The following is a 10,191-nucleotide window of genomic DNA, read 5'->3' on the forward strand; positions in this document are numbered from 1 at the left end:
CGAGGGGCGACGGCGGGCCGACAGGGTGGGCTCGTTGGTACACACCTTTCCCGACCACAAGGGGTTCTGACCGTGGCTCCACTGCGCCACTCCGTGCTCGCCCTGGCCACCCTCGGCCTGACCGCGGCACTCACCACTCCGGCCGCCGCCGCACCCGTCCCGGTGGACGTCACCTACGGCGCCACCTACGTCCGTGGCGACCTGACCTTCACCAACCGCTCGGTCTCCTTCACCGGCACCTACCGCTCGGTGTCCCCGACCGACTGCCGCCGCGCCTGGTTCGGCACGCTCGACGGCGACGGCAAGCTGCTCGCCGCCCGCAGCACGGGCACCCTGTGCAACGGGATCCGGGCGATCAACACGACCGTCCCGGCCGACGTGCGCGGCGGAGCGGGCAGCGTCCTCGTCTGCCTGGACAACGGGAGCGCGGCACCGCTCAAGTGCGTGGAGTACAAGCGCCCCTGACCCGCGCCGACACGTCGTGCCCTGCCGGGCCCAGAGGTTCCGGCAGGGCACGGCGTCCTACGTCCGGGGGACGAGGGCGGTGGGGGCGGTCCTACGTCCTTCGCCCGTTCCGTGGGGGCGTGTTCCGGCCTAGCGTTCTCGCCATGGACGACACCACCGGCATTCTCGACGAGGCTCTGCGGCGGCTCCACGTCTCGGGGCCGGAGCGGCTGGGACGGCTGACGAACCACGCCCCGATGGCCGTCGAGGCGCTGGCCGCGCGCGGGCGGGCGAAGGCCGTGCACCGCTGGCTCGACCTCTACGCGTCCCGGCTGGAGGACTTCCCTGCCGCCGTCGAACCGGTCACGGCCGACAACTGGCGCACCGCCCTGGGCGACCCCCGCCGCGCCGCCGACTGGATCACCTACTTCGACCACGAACTCACCGCCCGCCCCTGGCGCGACGTCCTCGCGGAGTGGTGGCCCCGCCTGCTGCCCGGCCTGTACGGGGGTTCGACCCATCCGGTGATCCGGGTGGGGCACGCGGTGCGGACGCTGCTCGCCGGGGAGGCGGACGCGGGCGCGCGCACGCGTATGGAGGCCAGTTCCGGCACCGGCGCGGATGCGTCCGCACGTCCCGGCGTCGCCCCTGATCCCGCCGGCGTTACCACTCCCCCGCCCGTCCCCACCCCACCCCGCCTCACCGAGCTGGCCCACGGCCTCGGTTACTGGGCCGCCCGGCATCACACGCTCCCCGTGCTCAGGCCCCTGTCCGGTGCCGGGAGTGCGGCGGCGGCGTTGGAGGCCGTGCGGCCGATCGCCGACCAGGACGGCGGGTTCCCGGTGCTCCTCGCGCGCGTGGAGGCGCTGCCGGTGTGGGCGGCGGGGGTGACGGAACCGGAGGAGGCGTACCGGCGGCTGACGGAGCTGGTGCGGGCGGCGACGCACCGGTACGCGACGCACGGGCACGGGGAGGAGACGATGCTGGTGCACGCGGCGACGGCCCCGAACGGCGTCCTGCGCGCCCTGCCCGCCCTCCCCCGCGCCCTGTGGGCCCCCAGCCTCCACGCGGCATGGTCGGCCTCGGCCGCGGTCACGGCGATGTACTCCCCGGCCGAGGCCGTCGCGTGGACCCCGACCGGCCTCACCCCGGAGGAGGTCGTCGAGAGGGCAGCCGCGCACGGCGACGAACACGTCATCAAGCTCACCGACACCGCGCTGGACGTCGGCGACGAGCAGGCGCTCGCGGCGGCGGTGCGGGCGATCGAGCTGAGCGAGCCACTGACCTGAACGCGGCCCCGCGCAGCCTGAACGCGGTGCCGCGCGGCGTGCGCGCGATCGCCGTGCCGGGGCACGCGGAACGTCCTGAAGAGGTGTTGACCGGCGTGCCGGGCCCGCTGCGAGACTGGCCCACCCGCTCGCCCCCACGAAAGGCAGGCCCGCCATGTCCCTCGCCCTCGACGACCTCCTCGCGGCCATGCCGTTCGCCCGGCGCAGCGGGGTCGAGCTGACGGAGGCGACGCCGGAGCGGGCGGTCGGCACGCTGGCCTGGTCCCCGGAGGCGTGCACGGTCGGCGGCATCCTGCACGGCGGCGCCCTGATGACGCTGGCCGACGCCGTCGGCGCGGTGTGCGCGTTCCTCAACCTCCCGGAGGGCGCGGGGACATCGACCGTCGAGTCGAAGACCAACTTCCTGCGCGGGGTGCGCTCGGGCACGGTGACGGCGACGTCCCGGCCCCTGCACGTCGGCGGCAGACTGATCGTCGTCCAGGACGTCCGCCGGGCGCCGGCCGACCCGTGGCTGTCGCTCGACAAGAGCCGTGCGACGCCCGGATCCGGCAAAGCTGCGGTGGTGACGGAGAAGGCCCGCCCCGGTGAGGGGCGGGCCTTCTCGTGTGGAGCGCTGGGCAAGCCTTGCACCTGCATCTCCCCGCAGGAAGCGGGACGTCTTTCCTTGGACCACCAACGCATCGTCCGGGGCCCCGAGTTGGGGTGACCGGCTCAAGATCCACTGTAGCGCAGGGGCGCGGGACGTCCTAATCGGCTGCTCGCTAACGGACCAGGTAGTAGCGGGGGTTGGTGCCGGAGTCGTCGGTCTTGACGCGGAAGCGGCCGGGCCAGCAGTCGGCGACGGCGTCCTTGAGGGCCTTGAAGGCGCCGGGGCCGTCCTCGGAGGTGGCCTCGACCATGAGGCGTTCCAGGGTGGTCTCGGCGGCCGGGCGGGTCTCGGCTGTGGGGCGGTTGGGGAGGGGGCGCAGCCGGGTCGCGGGGCGGCGGGGGGCCGAGGTGGCGGCGGCGATGATCTCCAGGTGCTGGGCGAAGTCCGGTCCTGGCAGGGGGATTTCGACGCCGGGGTGGCGGTCGTAGCCGATCGCGACGGCCGTGCCGACGAAGTCGATCACGGCGGTGGCGGCCGGGGTGTGGGCGCGGGGCGGGGCCTGTTCGGTGAGGCGGCTGAGGACGCGCAGGACGGTCGCGGTGTCGGTGTCGGCGGTGAGGAGGCCGTCGTCGCCGTCGTCGTCGCAGGTCTGGGCGCGCCAGAACGCGGCGGCGTGCGGGTCGCCGTGGGCGAGGTGGTGCAGGTGGAGGCTGTAGGCGGCGGCGGGGTCGCCGGCGCCGGCCGCGTACTGCCACCAGAAGCGGGCGCCGCTCTCCAGGCCGGCGAGGTGCAGGGCGCAGCCGAGGGTCCAGGCGACGCGCGGTTCGGGGAGCTGGTCGGTGACGAAGTCGGCGAGGTGGCCGGGGGTGCAGTGCAGGAGGGCGGCCTCGCTGAGGGCGGTCAGGCCGCGCAGGGCGCCGGGGTCGCCGGGGGCGGCGGTGGCGCTGACGTCGTCGTCGTACTCGTCGTAGGGGACGACGTCGCTCGGGACTCGGGGGTCGCGCAGCAGGAGGGACTGGTGGAGGAGGTCGTCGATGGCGGTCGTCACGGGGTGGTCGCTCCCGGGTCGTCGGGGTGGGGAAGACCCTGGCCCTCCAGCGCCCAGCGGGCGTGGTGGTCGAGGGTGTGGGCGATGGCCGGGGACAGGCCGAGGACGCCGGGGACGGCGTCGCGGTGGATGCCGCAGAGGTAGCGCAGGACGACGACGTCGCGCTGGTCCTCGGGGAGGGCGGCGACGGCGTCGAAGAAGTGGCTGAACCGCTCGATGTGGGCGAAGCGTTCGCCGAGGTCGTCGATGCGGGCCTGGGCCTCGGTGGCGAACGCGGCGGCGCGCAGGTCGGGGCGGCCGTCGGGCCTGCGGTGGGCGCGGTGCAGGACCCGGCCGCGCAGCAGGTGCCAGGCGTGGCGGCGGGTGTCGGGGGCGGCGATCGCCTGGTCCCAGGTGAGCCAGAGGATGTCGAAGACCTCGCCGACGGTGGCGCGGGCGCGGCGTTCGGACTGGAGGAAGGCGTGCGCGTAGGCGGTGTAGGGGGCGAGCATGGCCTCGGTGAAGCCGCGGTGGGCGACCGGGGGGAGTTCGGAGTCGGGCGGGCGGGCGTCGTCGATGCGGTTCTCGATCCAGCCGGGGCTCTTGTGGGCCTCGTGCGCGGCGGAGGTCCACAGGCGGCGTACGGGTCTGACGGGGATGTCGAGGGCGCGGACGACGCTGTAGGTGATCGCCCAGCCGGGGTAGTAGCCCTTGCCGCGCAGGAGTTCGGAGATGCGGGTCTTGGAGTAGCCGGAGCGGCACACGAGTTCGTCGAGGGTCAGGCCGCTGGCGAACAGGCGGGTGCGGACGGGCTCCAGCCATGCGCGGTGGGTGGGGCCGATCTCCGGTTCGATCGACTCCGGGGGGCGGCCGCGCCGTTTCGCCGGTGGCGGGGCGGGCTCCTCGGGGTTCGGGGACGTCGGGGTTAACGTCATGACGTCACCTGCTTGCTGGTCATCGGACCTTCCTGGTGCCTGAGGTCTGGAAGGCCCCCGCGCGGCGGTGCTGAGGCGCCGCGAAGGAGTCGCCCGCCAGCATGGTGTGTGGGCCGCCCGCCGCTCAACGTGAGCCGGACCCTCCGGAACAAATGAGCGCGCGCTCGCTTGTACCGCATCCCGCTCCCCACCGCTGGAAAATCCGCCCCGATAAACACTTTCGGGCCCTCCCCCGCCCTTCCCGCCCCTCCCCGCTCCCCACCGTCCACCATGGAACCGCACGCCACCTCACCCGGCGTCGCACCTTCCCGCCTGGAAGGTCCCGCGGTCCCCTCGTGCTGAACGAACAACCAGAGGGGACCGCACCCACCCCTTTCTAGGGCGGGGCCGCTCTGCGCGTGGTGAATGAGGGTGTGCGCGGGATCATCCAGGGGCCGGATCACCAGGATGAGCGCGGCGCCCTCCCTGTCGGGCCGCGGTCGGACATTACTTTCGCAGTTAGATTAGGCTAACCTAATTATCGCGTAGGGGTTCGTCGTCGCGCGGTTCGGGTGGGGCCGTTGTGGGAGGAGGGGTGTGCTGTTGACCGCGGCGGACGCGATCGCCGCGTTCTCCGCCGAGGAACACACCATGGCGCTGCGATGGAGCGTGTGCGGCAGCGTCGTCCGCACCACCGACGCACTGCCGCGCGACCCGCTGCCGCGGAGCGGCCGGCGGGAGGCGTGAGACGCCCGGCGTTCGCGCGCCCGACACCGCCGAGTGGTACCAACGTCCTTGTCCGGCCCGGCCCTTCGAGGCCGGGCCCGTCCATGAATGGAGTGCCCCCCGTGAGTGTGACCGCTGCCCGGGAAACCCTCGCCCCGCTGCCGCAGGGCCTGCGAGGCGGTGTGGTCGTCGTGAAGTTCGGCGGCAACGCGATGGTCGACGACGGCCTCCGGCACACCTTCGCCGAGGACGTCGTCGCACTGTGGCGGGCCGGGGTCCGCCCGGTCGTCGTGCACGGCGGCGGCCCGCAGATCAGCGCGATGCTGGACCGCCTCGGCCTGGAGACCAGATTCGAGGCGGGCCTGCGGGTGACGACGCCGGAGACCATGGACGTCGTCCGGATGGTCCTCACCGGGCGCGTGCAGCGCGAACTGGTCGGCGCCATCAACGCGCACGGCCCCTACGCGGTCGGGATGACCGGCGAGGACGCCCACACGATGACCGCCGAGCGCCGGCCCGCGTGGGTGGACGGCCGCCCGGTCGACATCGGGCTCGTCGGTGACGTCGTCGACGTGAACCCGGACACCGTGCGGGCGTTGCTCGACCAGGGCCGCATCCCCGTCGTCTCGCCGGTGGCGCGCGGCACCGACGGCTCGGTCTACAACGTCAACGCCGACCTCGCCGCGTCCGCGCTCGCCTCGGCCCTCGGCGCCGAACGGCTGGTGGTGCTGACCGACGTGCCGGGGCTCTACGCGGACTGGCCGCGCTGCGAGGAGGTCGTCCCCGAGCTGACGGCCGGTGAACTCCAGGCGCTGCTGCCGGAGTTGGCGAGCGGGATGCTCCCGAAGATGGAGGGGTGCCTGCGGGCGGTGCGGGCGGGGGTGCGGCGGGCCCAGGTGATCGACGGGCGGGTGCCGCACGCGGTGCTGCGGAGCCTGGTGGACGGGGAGGGCGGCACGACGGTGACGGCCTGAACGGGTCAGCCCAGGTGGTGCACCAGGACACGTGAACCCTGCCTCGGCCGCCAGCCGGGCGGGGTGCGGGCGTGCGCGGGCAGCGGGGTGAAACCGTGCCGCAGGAACAGGGCACCAGTGCCCGCCGTCGCGGTGAACAGGGCGGTCAGGGAGAGGAGTTGGGCCCGGTCGAGGGCGGCGCGCATGAGGCGTCCGCCGATCCCGGCGCCCTGACGGGCCCGCGCCACGCAGAAGTTGTAGAGGACGCCCGCCTCGCCGTGCGCCTTCAGGCCCACGCAGCCGTCGAGTTCGCCCGCCAGGGACTCGACGACCAGGAACTCGGCGGCCTGGGTGGCGTACACGTCGGCCGGGCGTTCACGCAGGGCGCCCGAGAGGGCGAACGGGCGGGAGAGCGCGGCGAGTCGGGGCGCGTCGGCCCGGCGGGCGGGGCGGACGACGGATACCGGCGAGGGGGTGGAGAGGGGGGCCGGGTGGGGGGTGGCCATGGTCAGGGCGAGTCCTTCCTCGGTCGCGTCGCGCGAGGGGGGCGGCTGTGCGCCGGCCCGGCTCGACGAGCGGAGCAAGGTTAGCCTTACCTAAGACAACAGCCAAACGCGTCTCACGCGAACCCGGCCCGGCCCGCGCCGACCCGCCTCAGCCGGCCAGTGAACGCGGGCGCAGGTCCGTCCAGTTGGCCTCGACGTAGGCCAGGCAGGCGTCGCGGGTGTCCTCGCCGAACGCCACCGTCCAGCCGCCGGGGACCTCCGCGAACGACGGCCACAGGGAGTGCTGGCCCTCGTCGTTCACCAGGACCAGGAAACGGCCTTCGGCGTCGTCGAACGGGTTCGTGCTCATGTTCCGGCCTCCTGGAAACGGACGTCGACATTAGGTTAGGCTCGCCTAATCGAGCTGAGCCTAGTCCGTCGCTTTCCCGCCCACAACTCCCCACTCCCCGCTCTCAACTCCCCGCTCGCAAGGAGACATCTGCCGTGGCCGACAACGCCTTCACCGAGTACGGGCTGTACGGCGAGGTCGGGAGCGACGCGTTCTGGGCGTCCGCCCAGGGTCCGAACTCCGTTCCCCTGAACGGGGGTTGGCGCACCCTCTTCCTGTGGCGCGGCGGCGCGGCGCGGATCGAGTTCGAGAGCTGGCACGAGCCGGTCCCGCTGACCCGGTGGGGCGACACGGACTGCTGGTACGCCGAGGTCCCCATGCCCGAACGGCTGCGCGTGACCTACCAGTTCGTCGCCGGCGACGACGCGTACGCCGACCCCTTCAACCCCGTGGGCGCGGGCGGCGACCGGTCGATCGCGGCGACGCCGGACGCGCCTCAGCAGCCGCACTGGCCCGCCGTCGGAGCGGACGCGGTGCTGCCGGTGCCGCGCGCCCGGGTGCGGTGGGCCAGCGAACGCCTCGGGGGGCGGCGCACCGTGCGGCTCCATCCCGTGGGCGGGGGCGGGCCGTTGGTGCTGCTGCTCGACGGCGACGACTGGCTGTACCTCCACCCCGCCATGACCGCGTTCGACTCCGCGGTCGCCGCCGGCGAACTCCCGCCGGTCACCCTCGCGTTCCTGCCGGCCAAGGACCGCGCGGCCGAGTACACGTGCCGCCCCGAGCTGTGGGAGGCCGTCCGGGACGAACTCCTGCCGCTCGTCGCGGAGTCGGGGGTACCCGCGGACGCCTCTCGGCTCGTCGTCGTGGGACAGAGCCTCGGGGGCCTCAGCGCCCTGTACGCGGCCCTGGAGTTCCCCGAATTGGTGTCCCGAGTGGCCTGCCAGTCGGGGTCGTTCTGGTGGACGCCGGAGGCCGTCGAGGCGGCGGATCCGCTGGGCGGGGTGCCCGGGGGCGCGCTGGCCTCCCGGCTGCGGGACGGGGCTCAACTGGGCGGGCTGCGCGTCGCGTTCGACGTCGGGGAGCACGAGCCGGAGATGCTGCCGCACTGCGAGGTGGTGGAGGAGCTGGTGCTGGGGGCCGGGGCGGAGGTCCGGGTGTCGCGGGCGGCCGCGGGGCACGATCGGGCGGGGTGGCGGGGGGCGTTGGTGCGGGATGTGGGGTGGCTCTTGAGGTGAGGGGAGCACGGGAAACACACCCGCTCACCCCTCCCCCTCGGTCTGGCCGTCGTCTCGCGGCTCCCGAAGCGAGGTGAACGCGCCGGAAAGCTGCTCCAAGAGGGCCGCCACGCACGGGTGAGGATCATGCTCCGGCGTGAGCACATAGATCCCCCGAGTCGGAGGATCGACGAGGGCGACAGTGGTGACGTCAGCCCGCAGCGCCCGCGTCAGCACCCCCGGGATCAAAGCAATGGCATGCCCAGTGGCGACCAGCGCCAGCTTCCCCGGCAGATCGGCCGCCGTGAGGTCGATCCGGGCGACGACCCCGGCACGCCCGGCATGCCGGTTCAGCAGCGCCGCCGAACCCTCGTTGTCCTCGACCCAGACCTCGTCCGCCAGTTCCGCCATCCGCACCGGCCCCCGCCCCGCCCGGGGATGGCCGACGGGCAGGACGACGACCATCTCGTCCAGCCCGAGGAACCGGCGCCGCACCCGAGGATCGACGTTCAGCCCCGGCGGCGCGTCGGTGACGACGGCGACATCGAGATCGCCCGCGAGCACGCGGCCGTGCAACTGCGCGCTCAGCCCGGGAAGCAGGCTCCACCGGACCGGCCCGGCCTGCCCCAGCAGTCCCCGGACGGCCTCGGGGACGAGGCCCGCGGCGAGCGACGGCGTCGCTCCGACGGCCAGGGGCCGGTCCCACGCCCCGTCGCGCGCGTCCCGCACGGCGCGCACCGCGCGGTCGGCCTCGGCGAGCGTGGCCAGCGCGTGGCGCCGGAACACCTCGCCGGCCGGCGTCGGCCGCACCCCGCGCGCGTGGCGCTCGACCAGGGCCACGCCGAACTGCCGTTCCAGACCGGCGATCTGCCGGGAGACCGCCGACTGTGTGTGATGCAGCTCGGCCGCCGCGGCGGACAGCGATCCGGCCCGGCACACGGTCACGAAAGTCCGCCACACGGTCAGGTCCATGGCAGCAAGTATGCGCGTCCCGCAGGGCCGGCATGCGAGATCTGCGCTTGTCGCAAGCATCGGGGTGCACCACTGTGGCGTGCATGACCACACCGCACACGATCGCCGTCCTCGGTCTGGGCCGCATGGGCGGCGCCCTCGCGACCCGGCTGACCTCCCAAGGCCAGGACGTCGTCGGCTGGACGCGCTCAGGGCGCGCGCCGAGCACCGTCAGGAAGACCGGCGACCCGGCCGAGGCCGTGGCGCGGGCGGACCTCGTCGTGCTGGCGCTGTTCGACGGCCCGGCCTGCCGGCAGGTCCTCGACGGCGTCCGTGACGCGCTGCGGCCGGACACGATCGTGCTCAACACCAGCACCGTCTCCCCCGCCGAGGCGACGGCGTTCGCCCGGCAACTCGGCCCGTCCTACGTCCACGCGCCCCTCCTCGGCTCGGTGCCGGCCGCCACCGCCGGCGCCCTGCAGATCCTCGCCGCGGCGGACCGCCACACCCTGGACCGGGTCCGCCCCGTCCTGGAGACCCTGGGCACCGTCCGGCACGTGGACGACGCCGGCACCGCCGCCGCGCTGAAGCTGATCGCCAACAGCGGCCTCGCCGGGGCCGTCCTCGCGCTGCGCGACACCCTGCGGCAGGCCGACGCCCTCGCCCTGCCCCGCGCCCAGACCCTGGACGTCCTCGAACTCGGCCAGCTCGGCGGGCTCGTGGCCCGCAAGCGCCCCTTCCTCGTGGGCGAACCTCCCACGGCCGAGTTCACCGTCGCCGCGCTGGCCAAGGACCTGGCGCTGCTGGCAGACGCGTCGGGCACCCCGCTGCGCAGCGCGGCCGGCCTGTCCGGCACCGCCCCCGAGGCCGACTTCGCCTCCGCCGCCACGGCCCCCGCCCCGGACGCCGCCGTCCTCGAACCCCTCCGCGCCTACGTCCGGGGCCACGCCACCGGCGACCCCGCCCACTTCCGCGACGCGTTCCTGCCCACCGCCCACATCGAAGGCGTCCGCGACGGCACCTTCGTCTCCTGGCGCCTGGACGACTACTGCGCCCTCTTCCCGGGCCACCCGGCACCGGACGAGCCGGCCCGCACCCGCCGCGTCGACAGCCTCGACGTCCACGGCACCGTCGCGACCGCCACGATGACGCTCGTCCACGGGCCGGACACGTTCACCGACCTGTTCCTACTGGTCCGCACCGACGACGGCTGGCGCATCGCCAACAAGGCGTACCACCGCCATGCTTGA

General features: G+C 74.2%; 11 protein-coding genes and 1 pseudogene. 7 read left to right on the forward strand and 5 right to left on the reverse strand.

Annotation, left to right across the window (positions count from 1 at the left end):
• The first annotated feature begins 72 nt into the window (after positions 1-72).
• The 3 genes and pseudogenes from IAG44_RS04180 to IAG44_RS43230 form a co-directional block, all read left to right on the forward strand.
• Positions 73-465, forward strand: coding sequence for a hypothetical protein (locus tag IAG44_RS04180; protein WP_246561467.1), 393 nt, complete (start codon positions 73-75; stop codon positions 463-465).
• A gap of 143 nt (positions 466-608) precedes the next feature.
• Positions 609-1,733, forward strand: a complete 1,125-nt coding sequence (locus tag IAG44_RS04185; RefSeq protein WP_187745774.1) for a questin oxidase family protein — start codon at positions 609-611, stop codon at positions 1,731-1,733.
• A gap of 154 nt (positions 1,734-1,887) precedes the next feature.
• Positions 1,888-2,214 (forward strand): annotated as a pseudogene (locus IAG44_RS43230) (PaaI family thioesterase); the annotation flags it as partial.
• Between the two features lie 280 nt (positions 2,215-2,494).
• Here IAG44_RS43230 and IAG44_RS04195 read toward each other — a convergent pair.
• A complete protein-coding gene (locus tag IAG44_RS04195; RefSeq protein WP_187745776.1) occupies positions 2,495-3,370 on the reverse strand; it encodes a hypothetical protein in 876 nt (291 codons plus the stop codon).
• The gene (locus IAG44_RS04200) at positions 3,367-4,284 is read right to left on the reverse strand and encodes an RNA polymerase sigma factor (RefSeq protein ID WP_187745777.1); all 918 of its coding nucleotides are present in this window, start codon (positions 4,282-4,284) and stop codon (positions 3,367-3,369) included. The genes IAG44_RS04195 and IAG44_RS04200 overlap by 4 nt, the downstream gene beginning before the upstream one ends.
• A 576-nt stretch (positions 4,285-4,860) precedes the next feature.
• Between IAG44_RS04200 and IAG44_RS04205 the strand changes: the two genes are divergently transcribed.
• Both IAG44_RS04205 and argB read left to right on the forward strand, forming a co-directional pair.
• Positions 4,861-5,010 (forward strand): hypothetical protein, encoded by a 150-nt coding sequence (locus IAG44_RS04205; protein WP_187745778.1) that lies wholly within the window; start codon positions 4,861-4,863, stop codon positions 5,008-5,010.
• 83 nt (positions 5,011-5,093) lie between these two features.
• Positions 5,094-5,963, forward strand: coding sequence for an acetylglutamate kinase (argB, locus tag IAG44_RS04210; protein WP_281404272.1), 870 nt, complete (start codon positions 5,094-5,096; stop codon positions 5,961-5,963).
• Between the two features lie 5 nt (positions 5,964-5,968).
• Here argB and IAG44_RS04215 read toward each other — a convergent pair whose 3' ends face one another.
• Both IAG44_RS04215 and IAG44_RS04220 read right to left on the reverse strand, forming a co-directional pair.
• The gene (locus IAG44_RS04215) at positions 5,969-6,448 is read right to left on the reverse strand and encodes a GNAT family N-acetyltransferase (RefSeq protein ID WP_187745779.1); all 480 of its coding nucleotides are present in this window, start codon (positions 6,446-6,448) and stop codon (positions 5,969-5,971) included.
• 148 nt (positions 6,449-6,596) lie between these two features.
• Positions 6,597-6,797 carry an MbtH family protein gene (locus IAG44_RS04220; protein ID WP_187745780.1) on the reverse strand — a complete coding sequence of 67 codons (201 nt, stop codon included), beginning with the start codon at positions 6,795-6,797 and terminating at the stop codon, positions 6,597-6,599.
• A gap of 134 nt (positions 6,798-6,931) precedes the next feature.
• Here IAG44_RS04220 and IAG44_RS04225 point away from each other — a divergent pair, with 134 nt between their 5' ends.
• On the forward strand, positions 6,932-8,011 hold the full coding sequence (locus IAG44_RS04225) for an alpha/beta hydrolase-fold protein (RefSeq protein ID WP_187745781.1): 1,080 nt from the start codon (positions 6,932-6,934) through the stop codon (positions 8,009-8,011).
• 24 nt (positions 8,012-8,035) lie between these two features.
• On the opposite strand, the gene IAG44_RS04230 is transcribed toward IAG44_RS04225, so the two are convergent.
• On the reverse strand, positions 8,036-8,962 hold the full coding sequence (locus IAG44_RS04230) for a LysR family transcriptional regulator (protein WP_187745782.1): 927 nt from the start codon (positions 8,960-8,962) through the stop codon (positions 8,036-8,038).
• An 83-nt stretch (positions 8,963-9,045) separates the two neighbouring features.
• On the opposite strand from IAG44_RS04230, the gene IAG44_RS04235 reads away from it, so the two are divergent.
• On the forward strand, positions 9,046-10,191 hold the full coding sequence (locus IAG44_RS04235) for a nuclear transport factor 2 family protein (RefSeq protein ID WP_187745783.1): 1,146 nt from the start codon (positions 9,046-9,048) through the stop codon (positions 10,189-10,191).

Origin of the sequence: Streptomyces roseirectus, assembly GCF_014489635.1 — a bacterium.
Taxonomy (GTDB): Bacteria; Actinomycetota; Actinomycetes; order Streptomycetales; family Streptomycetaceae; genus Streptomyces; species Streptomyces roseirectus.

Bases quoted from the DNA above. Each gene is read 5' to 3' on its own strand.
- IAG44_RS04185 (WP_187745774.1), top strand. From the start codon at position 609: ATGGACGACACCACCGGCATTCTCGACGAGGCTCTGCGGCGGCTCCAC.
- IAG44_RS04200 (WP_187745777.1), bottom strand. From the start codon at position 4,284: ATGACGTTAACCCCGACGTCCCCGAACCCCGAGGAGCCCGCCCCGCCA.
- IAG44_RS04220 (WP_187745780.1), bottom strand. From the start codon at position 6,797: ATGAGCACGAACCCGTTCGACGACGCCGAAGGCCGTTTCCTGGTCCTG.
- IAG44_RS04235 (WP_187745783.1), top strand. From the start codon at position 9,046: ATGACCACACCGCACACGATCGCCGTCCTCGGTCTGGGCCGCATGGGC.
- IAG44_RS04215 (WP_187745779.1), bottom strand. From the start codon at position 6,448: ATGGCCACCCCCCACCCGGCCCCCCTCTCCACCCCCTCGCCGGTATCC.
- argB (WP_281404272.1), top strand. From the start codon at position 5,094: ATGAATGGAGTGCCCCCCGTGAGTGTGACCGCTGCCCGGGAAACCCTC.
- IAG44_RS04230 (WP_187745782.1), bottom strand. From the start codon at position 8,962: ATGGACCTGACCGTGTGGCGGACTTTCGTGACCGTGTGCCGGGCCGGA.